Raw genomic sequence first — 26,009 nt, forward strand, 5'->3', positions numbered from 1 at the left:
TACCTCTATGAGTGGCACTGTTTGACCGAAATCACTGGCATGGTCACTCCGAAATAGCCACAAATTCCAAAACCACGGCTCTCAAGCGGATAGTTTATTTACGTTAGTGCTAGAGAGGCGGAAGGGGTTTTTGCGGAGATTTTTGGGGAAATAATATAAATAGAAAACACCTTATTGTATTCTATTTTACCTAAATAATTGCCAAAACGGATTCAAAAAAGTTATTAAAGCATTTAAAAAGACTTGAAAAACGGGCAAATTCTTCTATAAACCAAAAAAGAGCTACGTTGACAAAACGTAACTCTTTGATTATTAACGTGGCCCCACATGGGCTCGAACCATGGACTTTCTGATTATGAGTCAGATACTCTAACCAGCTGAGTTATAGGGCCAGAATTTTTAAAATCACAAGTGATGTAAAATTCAGTTTGCAAATGTATATAATTAAGCTAATGTGAGCAAAACAAAATGCATAAATAATAAGATTTTAATTATTTTGAATAAAATAGGTGATATAACAATTAATGTAATTAAACCTTTATAATTGCATTTAAAAGATGTTAAAATAGCATTATAGTTTAAATTAACATTTTTATAGTAAGTAAAAACTTATTAATAATCATTTTTGATTTTATCTTTGCCGTCTTAAAAATTAGACAGAAGATTTATGAAATTGAAATGTATATTAGGTGTATTGATGATATCTTTAAGTCTAAGTTGTTCAAAAGAGCGTGATACGGAGTCTGTAAATACAAAACCTATTTCGATAGATCAGTCTTTTTTAATCAAAGAAGAATTGTCTGAAAATGATGTCATTGGAGTTGTTGTAGCATCAGATAATGAAGGAGATACTTTAAATTATGAGTTAGTTGAAAAAAATACTCCTTTTGCAGTTGATGCCATTACTGGAGAAATTAAATTGATATCGGCTGTAGCTAATGAGGTAAAATACGATTTAACAGTAAAGGTAAGTGACGGAGATTTATCTACAACTATTGAAATAGCTATTGAGGTTACTTTTCCAAGTAAGAAAAAAGAAATAGCAACAGCGGATAATAGATTAATTGATGTATTTAAGTTTTTAGCTTTTAAACAAGAAAGGAAGTCGCCAAATAAATATATCAGTAAATGGAATGATGAGATTAGTTTCTTTCTTTCGGGTGATTTTAAGGTTAATGATGTTAAGTTAATTGAGGAGTTTCTAAATGAATTAACAGGTTTTTCAAGTGAGCTGAAATTAAAGCTAGTAAGTTCAATAGATGCATCAAATGTAGAAGTATACTTTAGCTCAATTGATGATTATAAGAATGACAGACCAAACTACATTGAAAATTTTATTCCTAACGAGAAAGGATCCGGTATAGCAAGTACTTTTTCGGATGGCAAAGCTAAATCCATTACAAAAGGAAAAATATGGTTAAGGGTAAATAATGGAGTCGTTCGGAAGTCAACAGTTAAACATGAAATACTACATATATTAGGACTTGGGCATTCTAAAGATGAAAATAGTGTATTGTTTACTCCTTCAAGAGCAGAAAGTTTAAGTGCCGATGATATTTTTGTAATTAAAACATTATACAACCCACTAATTTTACCAAAACAAACGGAGTCCGAAGTGGATCAAGTTTTAAGGAATAATAGGAAGTCTTTTTTTGAAGATTAAGATTAGCCTAAAAGCCGTATTTTTGCAGTATGGAAACAAACAGACAGAAAAAAATTGCAGGAGTATTGCAAAAGGATATTGCCGACGTAATTAGTCAGGCATTACGTGAAGGGGGAGTAAATGGCGTATTAGTTTCTGTAACTAAGGTTACTGTGACCACAGATTTATCTATTTCAAAAGTATACATGAGTATTTTTCCACATACCGAAGCAGAAAATGTATTAAGAGATGTCACTGAAGTAAAATCACAAATAAAACACCAAGTAGCGTTAAAAACAAAACATCAATTACGACGTATGCCAGAATTAGAATTTTTTATTGATGATTCTTTAGAGTATATTGAACGTATTGATGAAGCCGTGAAAGGGACCGAAAACCCAATTTACGATACTGAATTGTTAGAAAAACGCAAAAAGAAATAATTTTTGAAATTCCCACTGTATATAGCTAAACGGTATTTATTTTCTCGTGGTTCCACACAAGCCATAAATATAATTACAGCTATAGCGGCAGTTGGAATAGTTGTCGGAGCGTTAAGCCTATTCGTAGTACTTTCTGCTTTTGATGGTTTAAAAAGTCTTCATTTAGAACATACTTCCATTGCTGATCCCGATGTAAAAGTATCCCCTGCGCAAGGGAAGTTTTTTGATATCACCGAAACTCAAAAGCAACAAATAGCCAAATTAGATGGCGTAGTTTCTTTTTCAAGTATAGTTGAAAATCAAGTTATCCTAAATTTTAAGCAAAAAAGACAAAATGCTACCATTAAAGGGGTTGACGCTAATTACCCCAAAGTAATAGCTGTTGATAGTATACTTGATTATGGGGATTGGATAGGAGATAAGGACTTTTATGTAGTGTTAGGGAATCAAATTAGTAATGCACTTAGTCTAGGAATAAATAATTACGAGACGCCGCTTGATTTGGTAATGCCAAAGGCTGGAAAAGGGCAAATTACTAATTTGCTAGAGGCCTTTAAAACCGAAAAAGTGGTGGTTAGTGGTATTTATCAACTGACCAATGAAATGGATCAGAAATATGTGTTTACGCATATTAATTTGGCTCGTGGTTTGTTAAACTTAGATAAAAATAAAGTATCGCATATTGAACTACGACTTTCGTCTCAAGCAAATTATGGATACATACGTACTCGTTTAGAAGAGATTTTTGGAAGTACAATTATAGTTAAAAGTCGTATTCAATTAAATGATGCGATGTATAAAATGCTAAATACCGAAAACTTAATTGTCTACCTGTTATTTACATTAGTACTTATTGTGGCTCTATTTAGTTTGATTGGAGCTATGATAATGATGATTATTGATAAAAAACGAAACCTACAAACGCTACATAAGTTAGGTGCTAGCCTAAAAAAAATAAGACTCATCTTTTTTTTACAAGGCATGTTAATGACCATTTTAGGTGGATTGTTAGGTGTTTTTTTGGGAGTAATTTTAATTCAAATTCAACAAGCTTCAGGTTTAGTAATGATTACGCCAACATTGGCTTACCCAACTCAACTTAGTTTTTTAAATGGAATTATAGTGTTAGCTACACTTTATGTATTAGGAGTAATAGCATCAAGTATAGCTTCGCTAAGTATAAAAAAAGAAATTCTAGTGGATTAGTTTTTTAATCTCATCAATAATGAGAGTGTTGTTAAAAAAAGGGTAAAGAGCACATACTAAGAAAATCATAGGGTAGTTTTCCTCTAACCTCTAACCTCTAACCTCTAACCTCTAACCTCTAACCTCATTTAATCTTATTCAAAAAACGTCCAAGCAATAATTCTACTCACTTTATTTCCTTGACCCATAGGTATGACTTTAAATGAGGCAACTTCGGCTTCTTTTAAAGCTTTTTTCAAAGGGCGAATATGATCTTTTTTGGATACTAATGAACTAAACCAAGTGCAATTATTTTTGTAGTTTCTACTTTGGAAAATGATGTTTTTTATAAACTTTAATTCACCACCTTCGCACCAAAGTTCGTTGTGTTGTCCTCCAAAATTTAGTTCTGGGTTTTCAATTTCTTGACCAGTTAGGTTTTTAACTTTTCTAAAATTACTACTCAAGGCTGCTTCCGCAGAAGCGTGAAAAGGAGGATTACAAATACTTATTGCAATGTGTTCATCCTCTTTAAGGATATCTCTAAAAATAGAGTTTGGATTGCCTTGCAAACGTAAATCAACTTTGCCATTCAATTGTGGGTTCTTTGATATAATACTTTCAGCGGAAGCTAGAGCAACTTCCGAAATATCGGAACCAATAAATGACCAGCCATACGCACTATTTCCAATAATTGGGTACACACAATTAGCCCCAACACCAATATCTAAACATATGGTTTTTTCTCCTGTTGGAATGTTGTTATTGTTATGCTCGGCCAATAAATCAGCTATGTAATGAATATAATCCGCTCTGCCAGGAATAGGGGAACATAAATGACCTTCGGGAATATCCCAAAAATCAATATTGTAGTAGTGTTTTAATAAAGCACTATTCAATGCTTTTACGCCTGTAGGATTTGAAAAATCAATAGATAAATCTCCGTATTGATTAGGTCTAACAAATTCTTTTAGTGCAGGTAATGTCGTGGTTAATACATCAAAATCGTAACGTTCTATATGTTTATTCCTAGGATGTAAATTTGCTTTTTTCAAAAGTGATGTTTTATTTGTTGTACAAGTTATTATATAATATTATTTAAGTTGTATTATAGTTCATTTAATTCATTAATCTTTAAAAAAAAACATAATTTTTTTTGATGCCAAATAAAAAAACAAGTAGTCATTAAGGAAAAGTTAATTGTTGCATTTAAGAATGAAGTATTTTTTAAGTTAGGAAGTTGGTACAAAACCCCAATTTAATGACACTTATTTTAGACTTTATACTTAATCTTGGAATTATAGTAAACATCTTAATACTCTATATTTTAGGGAAAAATGAGCGTAAGGCATATCATTATAAAGTACTTTTTATTATTTTTTTATTCATTTTAGTTACTCAGTTTTGCTTTTTAGGTTATGCCTTTAAAAATAAAATGTTGTTTTTCAGTATGTTTATTTTTCAAGATGCTATACCAATAACTATAGGGCCATTATTGTTTCTTTATGTAAAGTTTATTTTATTGCCTTCTCATACTATTTGGGAGAAAAATTGGATACATTTTTTGCTTCCTTTTTTGTATGTGCTTTTTGCGAGTTTTCCAACACTTTATAAAATGCAGAGCAATCCCAACGTTTTTAATCATTTAAGAACAGGTTGGGAAAATGCCTATGCATTTAGTATCGTTTACTCATTGGTTTACTGCATTTTTGCATTAAAAATTCTTAAAAAAGGACAATATCTTATAGAAGAATTTTATTCAAATAAAGATAAAATTGATTTAGGCTGGTTAAAAAAATTAATTTATGCCACACTTTTAGTAATAACAGTAGATATATCAATTACTATTTATGAGCTTACTATAAGTGATTTCGAGGGAGCTGTTTTTCCTGTAGCAATTTTAGTAGTATTTTTAATTATATATTTAGCCTATCATGGTATTATGCAAACAGAAGTGTTAATCCCCGAATTCTTTTTAAAGAAACACGGTTTGCAAAAACAAACTGAAATTTCTGTTGTTGAGTCAGCTGTAATATCAACAAAAAAATTTGAATACGACAGAGAAGAAATGATTGAAATACAAGAAAAATTAGAAGTAGAAATGCTAAATAATAAATGGTTTTTAGATCCAGATTTATCATTAGGAATACTTGCTGAAAAGTTGTCAATCACAGACAAGAAATTGTCTTATCTTTTGAATCAACATATGACAGCTTCTTTTTATACGTATATAAATCAATTAAGGGTGAATACTGCAAAAGCGAAATTAACGGATCTGAAGTTAAAAAATTATACAATAATTGCTATTGCAGAAGAATCAGGTTTTAAAGCAAAATCTACTTTTAATACAATTTTTAAAAGATTTACTGGAATGACACCTTCTCAGTATAGGAAAATCACAAAAAATACTAAAGTATAGGTACAGGATCTTCTAGCTGTACTTTTTTAAGAGATTTATTTGGTTTATTTGATGTAAATAATTCATAATCAACTTTATGAAAATATTTAGAGCAATTAACCAAAACTACCTATCATGAAAAGTTTAACCCTATTTTTTATCATCGTATTAAGGATTATTAGTATTAAATTAATTTTTTTGAGATAAACTACCTGTATTGAAGAGGATGATTTTTTAATTTTAAAAAAGCATATAAAGCAAATACTATAAATCAATCATTTAGATTCAACAGTAAAAAATTATTTTTTTTACAATGTGTAATACGAGTTACAGATAAGTCCATCGTATAAGTAAACCGAATTTTGTTGAACCCCATTACGTTACCGAATTGAGCGTTACGGAGACAGCATACTCTTTTTTGAAAATCAATTAACCAATTAAAATAATAATTATGAAAAACAATTTTTTATTTTTCATAGCATTACTCATGTTATGTTTTTATGCCCATGCACAAAGAAAAATACAATTTCAAGACTCTAATTTTAAACAGGCATTATTAGATCATATTCCTAAGATTGATATGGACGGTGATCTTGATATCGATGTTGACGAAGCAAAATTGATTACTAAAATTAAAATTACATCTGGGGTTAATCCAAAAGTAATAGCTATAGGTGAAATTAAATATTTTGAATCTTTAGAAGTTTTACACATCGAAAATCAACTAATAAGGTTTGCAGATTTATCACAAAATTTAGCGTTGAAAGAATTAAACCTTATAAATAATAATAGAAGTTTTTCTCAGATAAATATTGAAAAAAATGTAAACCTGGAAGTATTGCGATTACAAGGAATGGATTTTTTTCCTCCTTATAAACTAAATGTATCTAGTAACATAAATTTAAAAACACTACAAATCAATAATACAGATATGTATCAACTTGATTTGTCAAAAAATTTAATACTAGAAAATTTAGATATAAGTAACAATGAGGTAAGAGGATATTTTCGTTTAAGAAATTTAACTAAATTAAAAACAGTTGATATTTCCAATAATGAAATTGGAAGGCTTCTTGTTTTAAATTGTACAGCCTTAAACACTTTAAATGTAGACAACAACAGTAGTAGATTACGAGATTTAACAATAATTCAAGTTTTTGGAGGTACTTTATTAAATACTATAGATGTATCAAGTCTTTCAAAATTATCTCTTTTAGAAGTTGAAAATAGTAACATAAGCACCATTGATTTATCTTATAATTTAGAGTTAAATAGTTTAAACCTTAACAATAATAAAATATCTTCTATAGATCTTACATTAAATAAAAAATTGTCTAGGTTAGAATTAGTAAATAATAATTTAACTGAAATAGATATCTCAAAAAACACTAGGTTACTTACAGTATTATTGGAATCAAATAATTTAAAAACGCTTGATCTCACCAAAAATGAGCGATTAGAAATTTTAAATGTCTCTAGGAATAAATTATCAGAGCTTAATGTATTACAGAACATTAAGCTTGAAAGGCTTTTTGTTGCTCATAATATGATTACTCAATTAGATGTAAGAAATAATGATTTATTCATTGTTGATTTTAGCCATAATATAAATTTAATTAGTGTTTTAGCTACTGGTCAACCATTTACTATTGGAGAAACTACTGGCTTTGGTATGTTTCTAAATAACACACCTAATTTACAATTTATATGTGTGGATAATCAGTTTATTACTTTGGTAAACGATCGTGTATTAGATGCAAATCAGCAAGATAAAGTTATCGTTTCGGATAATTGTCAAGATAGTTTTGTAAATTTTGAAGGAAAAATTATTTATGATATTGATGGAGATGGATGCGATTCAAACGACCCCTCTTTTTTATCTTCCATTAAAATTTCCGCATTGCCTGCTAGTGGAGGTGTACCTTTAACTGTATTTCCTAATGATCTTGGTGTATATGCGTTTAATTTGGACTATGGGACGTATTCATTTTTTGCAGATATTGGTAATGACGACCTTTTTCTATTTAATGGTCCACAATTTGACTTTTCGAAAGAATTGCCTACGGATTTAGATACCGTATTAAAAGAATTTTGTGTAGGCCCAAGAGGTAATTTTAATGATTTAGAAATTCAAATAATTCCATTAAATAGAGCTAGACCTGGGTTTGAATCAGAATATTTAATTAGATATTCAAATATAGGAACAACGACTCAGTCAGGTAGCATAGCATTCAAATATGATTCAGATATAGCAACATTTACAAGTTCATCAATACCAGTGGTTAACAATAGTTCAGGATCATTAAGTTGGAATTTCAGCAATTTGTCACCAATGCAGTTTGGTGAAATAAACGTAAAATTTGTACTAAATAGACCTACAGATACGCCTCCATTAAATGGGGGAGATGTAATAAATTACTTAGCCGATGTAATTATAAGCGATTTGGATGCTGATCCTTCAAATAATCAATTTGAATTTTCTCAGGACATCGTTAATTCATATGACCCAAATGATAAAACATGCTTAGAAGGTAATATTTTAGATCCTAATGATGTAGGTAAGTATTTGCATTATTTAATACGTTTTGAAAATAAAGGATCTGCAGAAGCTGTTAATGTTAAGATTGTTGATAAAATAGATACTTCAAAATTAGATATAGAATCATTTGTCCCTTTAAAAGGAAGTCATTCTTATACCACAACTATAATCGAAGAAAATAGAATAGAATTTAATTTTAATGCTATTAATTTACCATTTGAAGATGACACCAATGATGGATATGTTTTATTTAAAATTAAAACTAAAATTAATTTAAATGAGGGTGATACTATAGCCAATAAAGCTTCAATCTACTTTGATTTCAACCCGCCGATAATTACGAATAATGAAGTGGTAACCATAAAGAAAGAAGTAAATGAAATCCCCGTTTTTGATACTTATTTTAGTTTATACCCTAATCCAGCTGAATCAATAATATCATTGTCAATTAAAGATCCAAGTGTAACTATTCAAAACGTTACTATTATGGATTTTTCTGGAAATTTAGTGGGAATTTATTTTGTCAATTTCGATGAAATATTTGTAACGCATCTTTTTGAAGGAGTACATTTTATTTCTGTTCAAACTAATAAAGGAATATTTAAAAGTTCATTTGTTAAAATATAGAGTGATTATATTTAGAAATAATATCGTTATGTGTGAAGCTGTTTTTAAAGTATAAGTAGCTTCAAAATTAACTATTAAATCTGCAACTATTTTGGTTGTGGATTTAATAGTTAATTTTAATTAGCCGAGTAATATTAAATTTTTTTAAGTCCACTTTAATGTATGATGATAGGATTCGAACCCCGATATTAAAAAGTATATTCAGCAAATCGATCATTAATTTCATCGAGTATACCAAATACATCCCCGGGAGCATCGGTAGTCACTAAACGTTGTCGGTAAGGTTTAATGTCTCTAATTCCTTTAAAATAATTGGTATAATGCCTTCGGGTTTCTACAATACCTAATTTTTCACCTTTCCAGCCTATGGACATTTCTAGATGGCGTTTGGCCACTTCAACACGTTCGGCAATAGTTGGTGGAGCTTTATGCTCTCCAGTTTCAAAAAAGTGTTTTACTTCATTAAAAAACCATGGATACCCAATACTTGCACGTCCGATCATGGCGCCATCTAACCCGTATTGATCTCGCATTTCAACAGCACGTTCTGGGCTATCTACATCGCCATTTCCAAATACAGGAATATGCATACGTTGGTTATTTTTTACTTCGGCAATAGGTTTCCAATCGGCTTCACCTTTGTATAATTGTGCTCGGGTACGTCCGTGAATGGCAATAGATTTGCAGCCAACATCTTGTAAACGTTCGGCAACTTCTACAATGCGTATGGAATCGTGATCCCAACCTAAACGCGTTTTTACGGTTACAGGCAAATGGGTATGCTTTACCATAGCTTCGGTAAGTTTTACCATAAGGTCGATATCCTTTAAAATACCAGCACCAGCCCCTTTGCTAACCACCTTTTTTACTGGGCATCCAAAATTAATATCAATAATGTCAGGTTTGGAAGCTTCTACAATTTCTACGGATCGCAGCATGGAATCTAAATTGGCGCCAAAAATTTGAATACCTACAGGACGTTCTTTTTCATAAATATCCAGTTTCATTACACTTTTTGCCGCGTCTCTAATTAAACCCTCCGAGGATATAAACTCGGTATACACTACATCCGCCCCTTGTTCTTTGCACAAAGCTCTAAAAGGGGGATCGCTAACATCTTCCATGGGAGCTAACAACAATGGAAAATTGCCTACATCTATGTCTCCTATTTTTGCCAATTGATCTCGAAAATTATAATTGCTGCAAAGATATTACTTTTTAATCCGCCACAAGCATTTGAAAAAAAAACAAAAAGTTGTCCCTTAATTAACTAATAGCTTCGTCATAGTAGTAAATAAACCAATTAAATAAATTAAAATGAAAAAATTTGTTGCCATTTATTATTCAACACCCAAATCAAAAGCGGTGTATGAGTCTTTAAGTGAACGTGATTTAAAAGCGGTAAATGAATCATGGAGCACATGGGAGGCTAAAAATAAAAATCGTATTGTGGATTTAGGCCATCCATTCCTGCCAGGAACGCCCTTGGACCAAATAGCCGCTATGGAAGATCCTAATTAATTTATAGGTGGATATTCAATAGTTAAAGCAGAAGATTTGGAAGAGGCAAAATTATTATTTTGGGGCCATCCATATGAAAATAAGGGAATTCATATATTTGAGTGTGTAGCTATGTAATTGAATTAAAGTATAAAAAAAATTGTTTTGGAATAATTTGTTAAAACTTAAAAATAAACCAATTAAATATAAATAGTATGAAAAAATTCATGTTAATTTTTACTGGAACTAGTTACGAAGACTTAGGTTTTTCACCTGAAGAAATGCAAAACAGAATGGATAGATGGTTTACTTGGCACGAAAAAATGTCGGCAGAAGGAATTGTACATTCTGGAGAAGCTTTACATGATTCAATAACGCGTATTTCAGGGCCTGATCGTGTAACTACAGATAATGTAGCTATTGAATCAAAAGAATTAATAGGGGGTTATTATGTAGTATCTGCTGCTGACCTTGACGGAGCTAAAAAAATAGCACAAGATTTTCCGGATTATGATTTAGGTAGTAGTGTTGAAATTAGAGAAGTAATGGAGTTTGATAATTAATGGAGAACCAATCAAGCATTGACCATCTTTTCAGACATCATTACGGAAAGATGGTTTCCATATTGACACGTATTTTTGGATTACAGCATTTAGAAACTATTGAAGATGCCGTTCAGGATACCTTTGTAAAAGCAGCATTGAGCTGGCGCAATCACCCACCCGATAACCCAGAAGCTTGGTTAACAAAGGCGGCTAAAAATAGAGTGCTGGATTTGTTTCGGCAAATAAAAGCTTCAAAAGGAAGAGAACACATAGTAGGCTCAAGTTCGGAAGCTATGTTAATTACCGAACTTTTTTTAGATAGTGAAATTGAAGATAGTCAGTTGCGCATGATTTTTACTTCATGCCATCCAAAATTGCATGTAACTGATCAAATTGCTTTCGCACTAAGAACTATATCAGGCTTTAGTAGTAAGGAAATAGCTTCGGCACTATTAACAAAGGAAGAAACCATTAAAAAACGATTAACCAGAGCACGTAAAATAATTAAAGAACAACAAATTTCATTTAAAATCCCTGTTGGGAATGCCTTGCCCAAACGTTTGCATAGCGTTTTATCTGTGTTGTATTTGATGTTCAATGAAGGATTTCACTCCAATAAACAAGATATTTTAATTAGAAAAGACTTGTGCGGCGAGGCTATGCGTTTGTGCCAGTTGCTATTAAAAAATAAAACGGTACGCAATAGTGATACCTATGCGCTTTTTGCATTAATGTGTTTTCATGCGGCTAGGTTAGAAAGTAAATTAACTACCGAAAATGAAATTGTTGATTTGAAAAATCAAGATCGAAACCAATGGTATTTTCCTTTAATAGAATTGGGGAATAGCTGCATGTTTAAAGCTGTAGAGGCACCCGTTTTTTCGGTATATCATTATGAAGCTGCTATAGCTTGTGAACATTTAAAAGCCTCAAGTTTTAAAAACACCAATTGGACAAAAATAGATGAATGGTATGGGCAGTTGTATAGCTTGAATCCATCCCCAATGATTATATTAAATATAGCTATGGTCAAATTGCAGCTTCGTGAATTTACAGCTGCATACCGTATATTAAATGAGTTAACTGCTGCCGATTTTAATCAACGCGCCTATCTTTATTACGGAGCTTGGGCTGAATATCATTTGGAAAAAGAACAAATAGGCTTGGCTTTAATTCAAATGGAAGAAGCATTAAAGCATGTGAAAAATAGCGCAGAAAAAACTTATTTATTGAATAAGAAAAAAGAGTTGACAATTAAAACAAGCAATTAAACTTAATTAATTGTTAATTTTTTGAATAGTTGATGTAATTTTTAACATATATGTTTTGATTTGGTAATTTTTTGTTGTGTATTTTTGATAATTAACAACGTTCAAATCAAAAAATTATGAAATTAAAAATTATCACATCCATTTTTGGATGCTGCTCACTTATGGCTTTTGCTCAACCAAGCCCCCCAGCAGGAAAACAATGGACTAAGGTTAACGAACTTTCTGATGAATTCTCTGGAAGTCAAATTAATAGTCAAAAATGGTTTGATTACCATCCTTTTTGGAAAGGAAGACTGCCAAGTCAATTTAAAAAAGGCAATACCACACAGTCGGGTGGTTTTTTACGCTTAAAATCAACACTTTTTAGAAATCCGAATTCGGTAAATGATAAGTTTAAAGATCATTGGGTGGATGCAGCAGCATTAGTTTCAAAAAACAAATCGGCTAAACCAGGCTATTATTATGAATGCCGAATGAAAGCTTCAAATTTATCCATGACCTCCTCATTTTGGTTTCGGGTAGGTGCTTTTTCCGAAATTGATGTGATTGAGCATATTGGAAACCCTGCCAATAGAAATGTGGCCTCCAAAGAATTCCAATATGATGCTAATACGCATTATTATGGAAAATTTGCAGGACTTCGTCCTTTAGCTGCTAAGTGGACCATGCCGTTTAAGGGACGTGACAGGTTCCATAATTTTGGCTTTTGGTGGAAAAGCCCGAACGAATTACTTTTTTATTACAATGGGAATCAAGTAATGAAAATTGTACCCCGAAGAGCATTAAATGAACAACTTCACATGATTTTTGATACCGAAGTATTTCCTTTTGAAACGGCTGGTGTGGCTAATATTGGATTACCAAGAGTAAGTCATTTAAATGATAATTCTAAAAACACCATGTTGGTGGATTGGGTTCGGGTTTATAAATTAGAAAATGGAAGCCCTGGCAATGGCGGTAATACTCCAAGTACTGGAGCTGCTCCAATTAATAAAGTAATTTCGTTACGAAAAACAGGAGGAAATAGAGGCTATGTGGCTGCCGAAGCTGCGAATAACAGGTTAATAGCGAATAGAACAAGAGTAGGGAGCTGGGAACGGTTTAGAGTAGAGTCGCACCCTAAGGGAGGGGTTGCGTTAAAGGCTTTGGTGAATAATAAATACGTTCAAGTTCCTAATAAAGATAGTCAAGCATCGGTACGACCTAGTGGCAATGGGAAACTTGATTGGGAGCGTTTTGAGTGGAAATCAAAAGGCAATGGTAAAGTTGCCCTAAAAAGTGTGCATTCGGGGAAATGGTTACAAGCAGCATGGACCGAAAATAATGGTGTTGTAAGAGCTAGAGGAACATCGGATCAGGGGTGGGAAACCTTTGATTGGGAAGTAATATCTGGCGCCAAAAAACTTGAAAATAGTATATCGGCTAATGATTTAATTGTGTACCCTAATCCAACCAGTCAATACATTGAAGTACAAGGAACCAGTAGTGTTGATGTTCAAGTTGCGGATGTGGAAGGAAAGCTCGTACCCATTCGCGTAATAAAATCGGATGATTTAAATTCGATTATTATTGAATTTGAATCATCGGTAGGTGCGGGAGTATATTTTATTAAAACTGAACTTGGAAAAACAAAGCGTTTTGTGAAATTATAAGTAGTTGATTTATAACGAGATTTTGACACTTTTTTATTTCGAACTCACGTTAGCATAATCTATTTTATAACATAAAAAGCAATATTGTCTGAAGTATTTCAACTTCAAACAATATTGCTTTTTTGATTTTAATCTGGAATCAAATACGAAGCCTAAAAACAACATTAGGTGTAAGTCCCAGTGATTTGCGATCTGCTCTTTGTAGTAAGGCACGTGTAGCTCCAATGGGAGCGTTAGGATCTAAGGTTTCAATAACTCTAAAATCACGAGATAAAAAGCTCCTTTTATTAGTTAGGTTTTGTAGTGTAAAACCAATTTTGGCTTTAATCTTATGTGATCGATCCAAATGAAAAGAATAGCTGCCCGATAAATCCAAACGATGATAATCGGGTAAGCGTTCGCCATTAAATGTATCAAAAGTAATAAAGTTGGCCAGTGCTGCATTACTGTCAAAACTTTTATTAGTAAATGGAAGGCCCGAATGGTATCGGTAGCCTAATGAGAATTCAAAATTGTTGTAATTAGCACTGTGGGTCCAAACTAAGTTGTGTGGGGTATCAAAAGATCCATCAAAAGGAATATTATTGTTTATAGATTCGAACTGAAATCTGCTTTCAGAAAAAGAATAACTTACCCAAGTTTGGTAATGTTTCCATTGTTTTTTTACTAATACATCTATTCCTTTTACAGTATTACTTCCCGTTACGTTTTGTGGATTGGTAATGTCATTAGTTATTAAAATACCAATACCATCCAATTCCTTTTGATAAGCTTCAATATCTATAGTCCAGCCTTTTTTTTGAAAATCAATACCAATAGTAGTTTGGGTGTTTGCAAGAATTGGTACATCATTAGGGGTTGAAACCACCCATAGTTTATCAAATAAATTACCCAGCCCATCGTTTCTTATATCCGTTACTTGACTAATGGACTGGTGCTTTTGTTCAAAGGAAGCTTTTATCCAAAATTTATCTAATAGTTTATAGTTTACAAATACACGAGGTTCCCAAAAAGTGGTGTTTAATCTATTAAAAAACTGTCTGCGAACACCAATATTTGCCTGAATTTTTTTTGTTTTTAGTTCAAAATCAGTAAAAAAGGATTGTGAGGTTTCTTCCCCAATTAAGGATTCTTTGAAGGAGGTAAAATCAACGCCATAATTTTCTACTACATAGCCAATTTCGGATCGACTACGTTGATAACCGAATTCTAACACAGCATGCTTGAAAAGTTGTTTGCTACCTATGTAATTTATTGAGGTTTCTCGTACATAATTTTCCTTATCAAAAGTAATTTCTAATAACCTAGGCGTTTGACTTGTTGGGTCAAATTGATTTAATCCGTCATAGTTTTTATCATATGAAGTCCTACTAAGTTGTAAATTATGGTTTCCAAAAATAGGATCAGTAAATTGTGTGCTTTGGTTAAGTGTGTGACTTTTTACGGTGATATTATCTTCAAAATCGCTAGTAATAAAATTATCGATCCCTCTAAAAAAGAGCTTGTTTTTATTCGCTATAACACTAAGGTTTAGGCTTAATTTATCAGAGGCTTTAAAGATTAGTTTGCTAAAATAATCTTGATAAAAAAAGGTGTTTTTAGCCTGAGAAATTTGGTTGGAACTATTAGTTAGGCCATTTAAAATATCGGTATTCTGAAAAGCAACATCTGAAAATCTTTTAAAAGTAATATTGTTGGAAATATCAGTAATGCTTCTGCGCGCCGACGCAAATAAAGCCAGTCTATTTGCAATCAATGGAATTTTTGCATAAGCGTCTGTATGGATAAAGGTAGTCCCGATTCCTGCGGTACTTTTTTGTGGAATTTTAGTGTCTACACCTATGGAAAGTACCCCTCCAGCGTGACCTCCATATTTAGCTTTGGTAGCAGACCTGTAAAGTTGAACACTGTTAATTACATAGGGGTTAAAAGCAGAGATTAGTCCAAAAAAATGAGCATCCTGGTATACTTTAACACCATCAAATAATACTAAGTTTTGATCTGGGGTGCTGCCTCTTATATGTAATCCAGAAACAGTTTCATCTGGACTTTGTACGCCGGGAATAAATTGTAAGGACTGAAGCACATCGGGTTCAATAACACCTGGCAAAATACCCGTATCTGTCAAGTTGATTTGTATGCTTCCGTTTTCCTTTTTAGTCATTCCTTTGGTGATGTAATTGGAAATAACGACTTCTTTTAAAGTAGTAATGGCATTGTTTAAAATAACATTTTGACAATTTTTTTTAAAATAAGTACTAGGTAAGCTGGCAGTTTTAAAGCCCTGTAAGTTAAAATTTACCGTACTATTTAAAGTATCTGTTATAGTTAAATGAAAGGAACCATTTTTGGAGGTGCTTGTAATTTTGTTTTTTGAAGAAATAATAACATTAGCTAATGGGTTTCCAAAAGGGTCGGTTACCGTACCACAACTAATAATAGTGTACTTATTAGTTTTTTTTAAAATCACATAGTTGGTAGGATCTATTTTTTCGAAACTTAGCTTGGTTTGTTTTTGAATGCTAAATAAAATAGTATTTAAATCAGTTTCTGTAGGTAGTGTTATGTCCGAAAACACTTCGATGTCACTAGCTTTATATGAAAATACCACCCCATAAGTACTTGATAAGTCCTCAATGATTTTTATTAGGCTGGTGGTGTTTTGAGCAAAAATGGATTGACAACACAACCAAAAAAGAATAATCCATATCCGCATATAACTAGTTACTATTTATAACAATATTAGCTTTTTTTATTGAATAAGTTAATCCCATAGGTGTACATACAGCTTTTAATGCTTTATTAATATCATAGGTAATCAGTTTGCCTGTAAATTCTTGTGAGGTATCCACTTTTTGTAAATCAATAGTCATTTTGTAAACATTTTGAATATCGTTAAGGACTACATGTAAGGGAACGGCACTGTAATTGTAATTATTATTCATCCAATTGGGAATGGTATTGCTTATAGCTATATTTTCTGAATGCTTATTTTTAAATCGAATCCCATGACCTGGCGTAAGCATAGTTGTAGTGGTTTTGTGTGCTACTTTCACTTTACCTTCATAACATTCCACGGCAAAATAATCATTTAAACTGTGTACATTAAATTGTGTTCCCACTACACTTACTGTTCCATTAGGGGTTTGGACATTAAATTTAGAGCCTTTTTTTACTTTAAAATAACCTTCACCAGTAAGGCTAAGGTTTCTTTTGTTTTGTTTCCAATCTTTTTTTGAAAAGCTTACAGAGGCGGTTCCATTTAATTCAACAGATGAACCATCTGGTAGTTCAAATACTAAGCGTTCCCCATTTTTTGAAGTAAAAACACTTGGTAAACTCATCCAATAAAAAGTACCAGCAAATACCGCTATTAAAATGACTGCTGCTACAGATGCCCAACGCGTATATAAAGGAATAAGCTTTGAAGGCTTTTTTTGAATAGTACTTTGAATAGTAGCTTTAATGCCTTCCTTATCAAAAGCGGGAATTTGAAATTGCTTAGTTTTTTCAGCAATTTTAGCATATTTAGCGTAATCATCAGAAGCCTTAAAGTTTTTTAACTCCTCATCAGTTAATTCATTATTTAGCCAGCGGGCCAAAAAAGTATCGTCGTTAAAATTCATCATAATATTTTTATAGGGAACAACATTGCTTGTGTAGCTATATTTTATCGCCTAGTGTTTCTCTTAATTTTATTAGTGCCAAATGCATGCGTTTTTCTACCGCTTTTACCGAAATGTTAAGCATTTCTGAAATCTCTTTATATTTTTTGCCTTCAATTCTGTTTAATAAAAACACCTCTCGTTGTGCAGTTGTTAAGTTAGCAATTGCTGTTTCAAGGGTACTCATATATTCTTTTTCCTCCAAAACATATTCGGGGTTTTCATAGTTCCTGTCCAAGTGATATTCCGTGACTTGGTAGGTTAGTTTTACTTTTTCATGAGCCACTTCATTTAAAAAGTGATTACTGGCTACGGTATATAAATAGGATTTGGCTTTTTCAAAAAATACTTTTGCGCAATTTTTCCATAACTTTATATAAGCTTCTTGTACTAGATCGGCAGCTTGGTCTGCATTTCCGCAGCGGAAATACATAAAGCTATATAATGAGTTGCTGTATTTGTCATAAAGCAGTTCATAATTTTTTTCACTACATACTGATTGTAGGTTATCCATATGTTGTTTTTTATAAGCTTTACGTAATTTAAAAGCTATTTTGTAAGGTTTAGTTATATTAATAACCGGTTAACGATAAAAAACCCTACCCTGTAATTTAAAAAAATAAAATTTGAGGTGATTTTTAATAGGGATTAGTAGTTTTACGTTATAGGGGTGTAAATTATTGAAAAAAAATCAACTCTACAGGTAGGGTCAATTGATTTTGTCCTGTTACAGTCATATATCATTAATATGTATATCATGAAATTGAAATATATTTTATTAAAATTTATCCTATGTTTTCTGTTTTTTGCTTCCTGTGAAAAACAAGAAGAAGGGATAAATGGAATAACTAGAGAAGAAATTACGGAGACGGATTTTTTGCAGTTTGATCAAAAAGAGGCTTTACAAAACATACTGGTGGATAATTCGTTACTAAATCCATGGAAAATTACTTCGATAGTATCAGGACAAAATGATTTGACCTCAGATTTTTCGGAAATCAACTTTGTTTTTTCAGTTTCGGAGTCAATGTTACTAGAAGTTCAAGTTGTTGAAGCAAAGGGATCGATAATTATAGTAAAGGATACCGTTAATGATGATCTTAGATTTCCTTTTCGAGTAGGTGAAAATAATGGGCAGAATACAAATTTTGATGCGATTAATACGCCCAATGGGAGTGAAGGATATAAAGTTTTAAAAAATATAACGAGTGGCAAAATAACATTAATTGGATCCAATGCCACTGGGGGAAAGGTCAGTTTGGAACTTGAAAAAGAAACTATGACAGAAGTCCCCCCTGTAGAGAGTGAATTTTTACAGGTAGATCAGCAGCAAGAATTTATGGATATATTAGAAAATAGCTCATTGGAATCACCTTGGAAAATCATTTCAGCCGAATTTGGTCAAATCAATCTAACGGAAGATTTTACGGAAACTCAATTTGTTTTTGAAGCAATAAATGAAGGAGCTCAAAGCATAGCTGTTTATGAGCCCGAGGCATTTGAAAAGAATGAATTGTCACCAACTACCACGGGGACTAATGAATTTTTTAAAGATGCTGAAAATAATGATTTAAGGTTTCAAATAGCTATAGCCAATACGGCACTTCAATTGGAAAAATTGAAATTTATTAATGATTTTGGCTTAGAGGGATATAAAATTCGAAAGGATATCACGAACACCAAATTTATATTAATTGGAGTGAATGAGGATGGTGAAACGGCTACATTAGTTTTTGAAAAAATAGTAGTACCCGAAAATGAATTTTTGCAGATAACACAATTACAGGTCTTAAAAGATATTTTGCTAAATAAAATGCCGAATGAAGCTTGGAAAATTACGTTTTTTACCATTGGAGAAATAAACGAGCTTTCGGGTTTTGAAAATACTCAGTTTGAATTTTTGACCGATAACGAAGATGAAAATGTATTGGATGTAGGTGTTTTTGAACCCGAAGATCCAGAAAATCAATTCCCTTCGCTATCTGCCGAAGGTACTTTTGCGTTTGCAAAGGATTTAGAAAATAACGATTTAAGATTGTTAATTGATATTGAAACTAATTCGAATGAATTAGAAAAATTTACGTCACTTAATAATTTTGAGGGAGAAGAAGGCTATAAAATAAAAAGTAACCTTACTTCAAATAAAGTAAGTTTAGAAAGAATAGATACGAACAATATCGTTAGCATCTTAGTGTTTGAAAAGCTGTAGATTATTAAATATTACCTAAAATAAAGAGGCTGTCTAAAAGTATATTAGACAGCCTCTTTATTTTATATGTATATGCTAATGATGATTAATCATTCAATTTCAATACTGCCATAAAGGCTTCTTGAGGTATTTCAACATTACCTACCTGACGCATACGTTTTTTACCTTTTTTCTGCTTTTCAAGTAATTTACGTTTACGAGAAATATCACCTCCATAACATTTAGCAGTTACATCTTTACGTAGGGCTTTAACCGTTTCTCTCGAAATGATTTTTGCTCCAATAGCCGCTTGGATTGGAATATCAAATTGCTGACGCGGAATCAATTCCTTTAATTTTTCGCACATTTTTTTACCAATATCGTAGGCATTATCCTTGTGTAAAAGTGCCGAAAGTGCATCTACGGTATTTCCGTTTAAAAGAACATCAACCTTAACTAATTTAGACTCGCGCATACCAATAGGCGAATAGTCAAAAGAGGCATAACCTTTAGACACTGTTTTTAAACGATCATAAAAATCGAAAACAATTTCTGCCAAAGGCATGTCAAAAGTAAGCTCTACACGTTCCGTAGTTAAATAGGTTTGATTGGTAATTTCACCACGCTTTTCAATACAAAGCGACATTACATTACCCACAAAATCAGATTTAGTAATAATCGTAGCTTTAATAAAAGGCTCCTCCACACGGTTCATTGTCGAAGGATCGGGCAAATCCGAAGGATTGTTTACCAAAATTAAAGTATCGGGCTCTTTGTTAGTAAAGGCATGGTACGATACGTTAGGTACCGTAGTAATCACGGTCATATCAAATTCACGCTCCAATCGTTCTTGAATAATTTCAAGGTGTAGCATACCTAAAAATCCACAACGGAAACCAAATCCTAGTGCCGCCGAGCTTTCGGGAGTAAACACCAATGAAGCATCATTTAGTTGGAGTTTTTCCATTGAGGAACGTAAATCTTCGTAATCCTCTGTATCTACCGGATAAATACCAGCAAATACCATAGGTTTTACATCTTCAAAACCACCAATAATTTCTTGTGTAGGTTCTTTGGCATCAGTAATGGTATCTCCAACTTTAACCTCACGGGCATCTTTAATACCCGTAATTAAGTAACCAACATCGCCAGTTTTTATTTCCTTTTTAACTACTTGTTGTAGTTTTAAGGTACCAATTTCATCAGCGTGGTGTAAACCTTCGGTAGCAACAAACTTTATGTGTTGTCCTTTTTTAATTACCCCGTCCATAACTCTAAAGTAAGTTTCAACCCCTCTAAAAGGATTGTATACGGAGTCAAAAATCAGTGCCCTAAGCGGAGCATCTGGATTTCCTTTTGGTGCAGGAACACGATCAATAATGGCCGTTAAAATTTCGGTAATACCAATACCGGTTTTAGCACTGGCTGGGATTACCTCGCTAGGATCACAACCTAATAAATCAACAATATCATCGGTAACCTCCTCTGGGTTGGCACTTGGTAAATCGATTTTATTAAGCACAGGAATAATTTCCAAATCATTCTCTAACGCTAAATATAAATTTGAAATAGTTTGTGCTTGTATACTTTGTGCAGCATCAACAATAAGTAAAGCTCCTTCGCAAGCTGCAATCGACCTCGAAACCTCATATGAAAAATCAACATGGCCTGGAGTATCAATAAGGTTTAGAATATATTCTTGCCCCTCATGGGTATATTCCATTTGAATAGCGTGACTTTTAATTGTAATTCCACGCTCACGTTCCAAGTCCATGCTATCCAATAACTGTGCTTGAGCTTCTCGCTTAGTTACGGTGGCCGTTTCATCTAATAAACGATCGGCTAGGGTACTTTTTCCATGATCAATATGCGCAATAATGCAAAAATTTCGAATATGCTTCATAAACTTTTTGTCTTCACTTTTTGGCGGGCTAAACCGGGCTATCCGTTTCAATTCCTCGCACTTCGTTCCACTCAGGCTGTGGGATTTCCACTGCTATCCCTGCCCGTTAGCACTTATGTATTCCATCAATTACAACTATTTTTTATAATCGATTTTAGGATAAGCACCAGAATCAAGGATTATTCAACCCACAAAGATACATTTTTGCCAGTTACTATAACTTACTATTTTGGCTAAACTATAATGTGGTAATATTTGGGAAAATCATTCAAAAAAGAAAGGAAAAAAATCCTCATCAACATTTTCAAACTCATTACGCTTTTCTTGCAGATACCTTTTGGTAGCGGCTTTGGTTTTTAAATTTTCAAATTCTAGAACAGTCTGTTCCTTTTGTAATGTTAAAAATTCAATGTATTTGTATATTTTTTGGTTCAGGATATTATCGTTTCTATGATTAAAATTTTTAAAATAAAAATGATGTTCTTCATCAGCTTCTTTAAACATATAAATATCAGAATTCAATTGTTGAATCTCTTGATCTAATTGTATCAATAATGATTTAGATTGATCTTCATCAATTTCAATAGCATGGGTTTTATTATTTTTTTCAATTTCAGCTTTTAATAGTAATAACTGATAGTAATCTCTATGTTCCCATGTTTCAGATAATCTTTTCATTAACACCTCTCGTTCCTCTTTTTCTTTCTGAACGGTAACCAAATCTGGGTGGACTTTTTTAACTAATGATTTATAGAGTTTTTGGAATTGTTTGTTGGTGTTGATAACCTTTTCTTTTTTTAAGGATTCATCATAGGCTTTTTGTGATTCATGTTGCTGTTGTTGGTATTGTTTTGAAAATTCTTCATTATTCAGAAAGTCTTCAAAATTAAAGTCGTCATCGTCATCTACGTCAAAACCAAAATCACTTAATACTTCCCTGCCCACATCATTCATAAATTCTTTTTCCATCGGATCCATCCGCTCCGCTTGATTTAGTTGGATAGTTTTATAAATATTTTGTAGGGTGGGTGTATGGTAGTCATAATTAAATAAAAAATCACACTCTTCCATTAAGGTCTCTTCCATTAATTCCATTTGCCATTTGGCATAACCTTTACTAGTGTAATGCTTGAAAAGCTTGTTTGCAAAATTTTCTTTTTCTGTAAATAATTCTTTTTCAATAGGGGAAACTTTTTTAGCGTACACTTTTTTAATCTTTTCAAGCTTAGATTTTTCTTTTTCGAACTTAGCTTTTAACTTATCTATCTTTTGGATCTTTTTATTGATTTTGTCCGTTGTAGTTTGTTTGTCTTTTGAATTTACCTTTATTACAGCAGGAGATGTATTATCATTTTGGATAGATGGTTCATTAAATCCGAAAAGATTAGTTTGAGTAGACATAATACGCATTGCTTAAAATTGGAGTAACTAATTTAAATAGACTTTGACGATTTTAAAAATAGTTTTTTGAAGTAAAAGTACTACTGTAAGTTATTTAGCTTACATTATGTGACAGAAAATTTATCTTATATCAAAATCTCATAAAAAATAAAGGTTTCACGAGACTCTTTAATGATGTTATAGGGAACAAGTTAAAATTAAAAAAGATTTAGATTTTATAGTGTATTTAATACCCTTAACGAATTTTTGATACATAATTGGGCTAAACAAAAAAAAGTCCCATAAATAAATTTACAGGACTTTAAAAAAAGATGTTTTTAAAAATATGTTTTACTCAACTACTAATTTTACTACATAGTTTCCGTAATCTATACTAATAAAATATAAACCAGTAATTAAGTTTGATGTGCTTATGGTTTTCGTAGTACCATTAGCATATAATTGTTTTACAAGTTTCCCTGTGCTGTCTAAAATATTTATTTGATTTCCTAAACTTAAGCCTTCTAAAGTAAAATCAGTTCCTAAAACAGCAGGATTAGGATAAGCTTTAAATTTATTATCTATAGTTTGGTTGTCAGTAATAATTTTAGCACCATTTGAATTCGCATTAAAAATTCTTTCCACTTTCCATTTTTGATTATTATTTAAAACGGCTTGCCATAGGTGAACTTTAGCGTCAATTGCACCTCTATCTCTATCTAAAGCTCTAGATAAACAGTGATTAGGCTTTAAAATGTAGTTAGCACCATTTTTGCTAATTTTCCATTTTTTATGATTGCCATTACTGTTAGTCCAAGTTTGAACTAAAGCACCATTAGCACATCTGGCATTTGAAACTTCAAGATACCTACCAGTTCCAAGGTTTTTAATAGTATATACATCGTTTCCTAAGTGATTAAACACCCATTTTTGATCGTCAAAATTACCAGTATTCACCATTCTAGCAGCATGGTTTTCTAATGGACGTGACAATAAGCTTTGGTTGTTAAATGGACTAGAAATAGTGTACGTACCATTTGCCAATAATTGATTTGAATTAGTATTATTGTTTGGAGCGGAGTTCGCAGTTCCAAAAACTTCAATTTCAGCAGGGTGTAAAAAGTTTGTTCCAGTTAACTGAATACGAATATAACGTCCGGTACGCCCAATGCTTTGAGTAGTTGGTCTTTGTGCAATTCCATTTTGGAAAAATACACCCATACCATTTTGATTTGCTGTTGCAACAATATCTTTTGAAGTAAAAGGTACATCGGATACAAAAATTTGGTAACTCTGTAGTCTGTTTTTACAGCAGTTTTCTCTGTTCCAAACCTTAATATTGTCAATATTATTTACGGAACCTAAATCAAGTTCCAACCAAGCATTTGCTTCATTTAAAGTGTGCGAAATGTTATTTCTATTTCCATCGTTAGCTTTGTTGGCAGTAAAATTAGCATTATAGTCACTTGATTGTGTAATAGTTTTGTTTAATGCTAAGTTTGTTAAATTACTAGCATCTCCACCAGATGTAGGCGCAGGTGCAGGAGTTGGAGCCGGAGCCTCAACAACAGGTTCTGATGCTGGAGTACTTCCATTAAAAGTAGGTCTGTAAACACGTACCCAGTCTACCTTCATTACGTTTAAGGTATTGTTATTTAAATTAGCAACGCTTTCTAAAGGTCTTCCCGAGTGCGATTCTGTATCTATGATAATAAAAGTAGGGTCATTAAACTCTCTGTTTGGATAAGCAGATCCTCCAGAGCTTCTTCCTTGTACATCTTTCAGTAAAGCATCAGTTTCACAACGTAAAACGCTTGAATTAGGACATTGTAAACGTGCGTCAGCTAAACTTCCTGTTAGTCCATTAGCGATTCGATTAGGTACATAATGATTACCATTAAATCTAGGTACGCCATCTATATAGTAAGTTACTTCCGTTGGACTACCCCAGTATACACCAAAAGTGTGAAAGTCATCTCTCCAATTTCGAGCGGTACCAGTACCACTTGCATCAGTAGTAAAGTATACTTGATAAGTAAAATCTGTTAAATTTTGTCCTCCACAATTTGCCGTCTCTCCTCCGTGGTTTTGTCCACCTCTTCGGTGCCATATGTGTTGGTTAACGGACATTTGAGTAGTGTAAAAGGGATTGTCACCACCTGTTAAATTTCCATTGTTGTCTCTTTGTTTAGCGCCTCCATAACATTCAAGTACATCAATTTCTTCATTATCACATGCGTTAAGCATCCAAAAATTTGAAGAATTTTCTAGATTAGAAACTTTTATACGAGCTTCCATGTAAACAGGGTATGTAATCGTCTTTTTTGAACTAATGATTCCACAGTTAACAAAACGATCTGTGAAATTTCTTCTTCCACCTGGATTAGCAGCACCCGGGAAAGATCTAATTTCTAAGCTACCATTATTTAATTTAACATAATTGTTATTAAATGAAGCTGAGCCAGCGACGTTCCATCTTGTTTGTCCAGGACCAGCAAATCCTGGATCAGGATTATACTTTTCGTCCCATGTACTTCCAAATTTTGCATTTTGTTTGCTTGCATAATTAAAGTCGTCAGATAAATCTTTAATTAATTCCCATGAAGCAATATTTCTTAGGTTAGTAGGTAGGGGTCTGTTGTTAAAATTTAAGCCTTTATCGTCTCTTTGTGCAAATAGTGCTTGAGCCACCAATAAAAGCAGAATAGTATAAATTTTTTTCATGTATTAATTGAGTTGTTGTTGTTGTTTTTTAAGTCGCTAAAATAACAAAAATAAGCTCACTAAAACGTTAAAGTAGGGTATTTAGGTGTTTAAAAGGCTTTAAAAGCTGTAGTAATTTTTTAAAGGAAAGAATGCTCTTACTTGATTTTATTTTTTTTTGATTGCGTTATTTTTTGATTTTCAGTAAGTTGTTTGCTTTTTTAGTGAAATTCAAATTTTTCTAATACACAAAAATTAGTTAAAAAAAAGAATTATTTTTTTTTAACTAAATTCAATTATTCCTGCAATAATACGATTTTAATTTAATATTTTCGCATAAAAGCATTAATATAATGGTGATTGCTAGT

At 32.3% G+C, this 26,009-nt stretch carries 18 protein-coding genes and 1 tRNA gene; 10 read left to right on the forward strand and 9 right to left on the reverse strand.

The features are described 5' to 3' along the window. Window positions 1-318 precede the first annotated feature (318 nt). Window positions 319-392 (reverse strand) — tRNA-Ile (locus tag KQA_RS0216240). Window positions 393-667: 275 nt separating this feature from the next. Here KQA_RS0216240 and KQA_RS0216245 point away from each other — a divergent pair. Genes KQA_RS0216245 through KQA_RS0216255 form a run of 3 tightly spaced genes read left to right on the forward strand, consistent with a single transcriptional unit; the run spans window position 668 to window position 3,291 of the window. After that, complete coding sequence (locus KQA_RS0216245) at window positions 668-1,663, forward strand: DUF2927 domain-containing protein (protein WP_010182598.1); 996 nt, start codon at window positions 668-670, stop codon at window positions 1,661-1,663. A gap of 29 nt (window positions 1,664-1,692) precedes the next feature. Further along, window positions 1,693-2,085, forward strand: a complete 393-nt coding sequence (gene rbfA / locus KQA_RS0216250) for a 30S ribosome-binding factor RbfA (RefSeq protein ID WP_010182599.1) — start codon at window positions 1,693-1,695, stop codon at window positions 2,083-2,085. A 3-nt stretch (window positions 2,086-2,088) separates the two neighbouring features. Beyond that, complete coding sequence (locus tag KQA_RS0216255) at window positions 2,089-3,291, forward strand: ABC transporter permease (RefSeq protein ID WP_010182600.1); 1,203 nt, start codon at window positions 2,089-2,091, stop codon at window positions 3,289-3,291. Between the two features lie 134 nt (window positions 3,292-3,425). Here KQA_RS0216255 and rlmF read toward each other — a convergent pair whose 3' ends face one another. Further along, on the reverse strand, window positions 3,426-4,325 hold the full coding sequence (gene rlmF, locus KQA_RS0216260; RefSeq protein WP_010182601.1) for a 23S rRNA (adenine(1618)-N(6))-methyltransferase RlmF: 900 nt from the start codon (window positions 4,323-4,325) through the stop codon (window positions 3,426-3,428). A gap of 206 nt (window positions 4,326-4,531) precedes the next feature. On the opposite strand from rlmF, the gene KQA_RS0216265 reads away from it, so the two are divergent. Further along, window positions 4,532-5,689 carry an AraC family transcriptional regulator gene (locus KQA_RS0216265; RefSeq protein WP_010182602.1) on the forward strand — a complete coding sequence of 386 codons (1,158 nt, stop codon included), beginning with the start codon at window positions 4,532-4,534 and terminating at the stop codon, window positions 5,687-5,689. 430 nt (window positions 5,690-6,119) lie between these two features. Further along, on the forward strand, window positions 6,120-8,834 hold the full coding sequence (locus KQA_RS19710; protein WP_010182605.1) for a DUF7619 domain-containing protein: 2,715 nt from the start codon (window positions 6,120-6,122) through the stop codon (window positions 8,832-8,834). 188 nt (window positions 8,835-9,022) lie between these two features. Here the strand turns inward: KQA_RS19710 and dusB are convergent, their stop codons facing one another. Continuing rightward, window positions 9,023-10,012, reverse strand: a complete 990-nt coding sequence (gene dusB / locus KQA_RS0216275; protein WP_010182606.1) for a tRNA dihydrouridine synthase DusB — start codon at window positions 10,010-10,012, stop codon at window positions 9,023-9,025. 139 nt (window positions 10,013-10,151) lie between these two features. Here dusB and KQA_RS0216280 point away from each other — a divergent pair, with 139 nt between their 5' ends. The 4 genes from KQA_RS0216280 to KQA_RS0216295 all read left to right on the forward strand — a co-directional run bounded on the left by KQA_RS0216280 (window position 10,152) and on the right by KQA_RS0216295 (window position 13,802). Next, window positions 10,152-10,355 carry a hypothetical protein gene (locus tag KQA_RS0216280; RefSeq protein ID WP_010182607.1) on the forward strand — a complete coding sequence of 68 codons (204 nt, stop codon included), beginning with the start codon at window positions 10,152-10,154 and terminating at the stop codon, window positions 10,353-10,355. Between the two features lie 194 nt (window positions 10,356-10,549). Further along, entirely contained in the window at window positions 10,550-10,897 is a 348-nt protein-coding gene (locus KQA_RS0216285) for a YciI family protein (protein ID WP_029209635.1), read from the forward strand. Continuing rightward, window positions 10,897-12,150, forward strand: coding sequence for an RNA polymerase sigma factor (locus tag KQA_RS0216290; RefSeq protein ID WP_029209636.1), 1,254 nt, complete (start codon window positions 10,897-10,899; stop codon window positions 12,148-12,150). The genes KQA_RS0216285 and KQA_RS0216290 overlap by 1 nt, the downstream gene beginning before the upstream one ends. A 116-nt stretch (window positions 12,151-12,266) precedes the next feature. Next, entirely contained in the window at window positions 12,267-13,802 is a 1,536-nt protein-coding gene (locus KQA_RS0216295; RefSeq protein ID WP_010182612.1) for a T9SS type A sorting domain-containing protein, read from the forward strand. A 139-nt stretch (window positions 13,803-13,941) separates the two neighbouring features. Here KQA_RS0216295 and KQA_RS0216300 read toward each other — a convergent pair whose 3' ends face one another. From KQA_RS0216300 to KQA_RS0216310, 3 genes are read right to left on the reverse strand one after another with little or no spacing between them, the layout of a single operon-like run. After that, a complete protein-coding gene (locus KQA_RS0216300) occupies window positions 13,942-16,518 on the reverse strand; it encodes a TonB-dependent receptor (protein WP_010182613.1) in 2,577 nt (858 codons plus the stop codon). 4 nt (window positions 16,519-16,522) lie between these two features. Continuing rightward, window positions 16,523-17,431 carry a FecR family protein gene (locus tag KQA_RS0216305; RefSeq protein ID WP_157366744.1) on the reverse strand — a complete coding sequence of 303 codons (909 nt, stop codon included), beginning with the start codon at window positions 17,429-17,431 and terminating at the stop codon, window positions 16,523-16,525. Between the two features lie 34 nt (window positions 17,432-17,465). Further along, window positions 17,466-17,981 (reverse strand): RNA polymerase sigma factor, encoded by a 516-nt coding sequence (locus KQA_RS0216310; RefSeq protein WP_010182616.1) that lies wholly within the window; start codon window positions 17,979-17,981, stop codon window positions 17,466-17,468. Window positions 17,982-18,224: 243 nt separating this feature from the next. Here KQA_RS0216310 and KQA_RS0216315 point away from each other — a divergent pair, with 243 nt between their 5' ends. Next, the gene (locus KQA_RS0216315; protein ID WP_010182617.1) at window positions 18,225-19,676 is read left to right on the forward strand and encodes a hypothetical protein; all 1,452 of its coding nucleotides are present in this window, start codon (window positions 18,225-18,227) and stop codon (window positions 19,674-19,676) included. Window positions 19,677-19,761: 85 nt separating this feature from the next. On the opposite strand, the gene lepA is transcribed toward KQA_RS0216315, so the two are convergent. The 3 genes from lepA to KQA_RS0216330 all read right to left on the reverse strand — a co-directional run bounded on the left by lepA (window position 19,762) and on the right by KQA_RS0216330 (window position 25,662). Then, window positions 19,762-21,558: a translation elongation factor 4 gene (lepA, locus tag KQA_RS0216320; protein ID WP_010182618.1), complete on the reverse strand. Its 1,797-nt coding sequence runs from the start codon at window positions 21,556-21,558 to the stop codon at window positions 19,762-19,764. 264 nt (window positions 21,559-21,822) lie between these two features. Next, window positions 21,823-22,959, reverse strand: a complete 1,137-nt coding sequence (locus KQA_RS0216325) for a hypothetical protein (protein WP_010182619.1) — start codon at window positions 22,957-22,959, stop codon at window positions 21,823-21,825. A gap of 330 nt (window positions 22,960-23,289) precedes the next feature. Next, entirely contained in the window at window positions 23,290-25,662 is a 2,373-nt protein-coding gene (locus KQA_RS0216330) for a galactose-binding domain-containing protein (protein WP_010182621.1), read from the reverse strand. Between the last annotated feature and the right edge of the window lie 347 nt (window positions 25,663-26,009).

The sequence above is a fragment of the Aquimarina agarilytica ZC1 genome, from assembly GCF_000255455.1.
GTDB classification, from domain to species: Bacteria; Bacteroidota; Bacteroidia; order Flavobacteriales; family Flavobacteriaceae; genus Aquimarina; species Aquimarina agarilytica.

What these genes read in the sequence shown, in the direction of transcription:
- rbfA (WP_010182599.1), top strand. Translation starts at nt 1,693, where the DNA reads ATGGAAACAAACAGACAGAAAAAAATTGCAGGAGTATTGCAAAAGGAT.
- KQA_RS0216295 (WP_010182612.1), top strand. Translation starts at nt 12,267, where the DNA reads ATGAAATTAAAAATTATCACATCCATTTTTGGATGCTGCTCACTTATG.
- KQA_RS19710 (WP_010182605.1), top strand. Translation starts at nt 6,120, where the DNA reads ATGAAAAACAATTTTTTATTTTTCATAGCATTACTCATGTTATGTTTT.
- lepA (WP_010182618.1), bottom strand. Translation starts at nt 21,558, where the DNA reads ATGAAGCATATTCGAAATTTTTGCATTATTGCGCATATTGATCATGGA.
- KQA_RS0216290 (WP_029209636.1), top strand. Translation starts at nt 10,897, where the DNA reads ATGGAGAACCAATCAAGCATTGACCATCTTTTCAGACATCATTACGGA.
- KQA_RS0216285 (WP_029209635.1), top strand. Translation starts at nt 10,550, where the DNA reads ATGAAAAAATTCATGTTAATTTTTACTGGAACTAGTTACGAAGACTTA.
- KQA_RS0216330 (WP_010182621.1), bottom strand. Translation starts at nt 25,662, where the DNA reads ATGAAAAAAATTTATACTATTCTGCTTTTATTGGTGGCTCAAGCACTA.
- KQA_RS0216300 (WP_010182613.1), bottom strand. Translation starts at nt 16,518, where the DNA reads ATGCGGATATGGATTATTCTTTTTTGGTTGTGTTGTCAATCCATTTTT.
- KQA_RS0216265 (WP_010182602.1), top strand. Translation starts at nt 4,532, where the DNA reads ATGACACTTATTTTAGACTTTATACTTAATCTTGGAATTATAGTAAAC.
- KQA_RS0216310 (WP_010182616.1), bottom strand. Translation starts at nt 17,981, where the DNA reads ATGGATAACCTACAATCAGTATGTAGTGAAAAAAATTATGAACTGCTT.
- KQA_RS0216325 (WP_010182619.1), bottom strand. Translation starts at nt 22,959, where the DNA reads ATGTCTACTCAAACTAATCTTTTCGGATTTAATGAACCATCTATCCAA.
- KQA_RS0216280 (WP_010182607.1), top strand. Translation starts at nt 10,152, where the DNA reads ATGAAAAAATTTGTTGCCATTTATTATTCAACACCCAAATCAAAAGCG.
- KQA_RS0216315 (WP_010182617.1), top strand. Translation starts at nt 18,225, where the DNA reads ATGAAATTGAAATATATTTTATTAAAATTTATCCTATGTTTTCTGTTT.
- KQA_RS0216245 (WP_010182598.1), top strand. Translation starts at nt 668, where the DNA reads ATGAAATTGAAATGTATATTAGGTGTATTGATGATATCTTTAAGTCTA.
- KQA_RS0216305 (WP_157366744.1), bottom strand. Translation starts at nt 17,431, where the DNA reads ATGATGAATTTTAACGACGATACTTTTTTGGCCCGCTGGCTAAATAAT.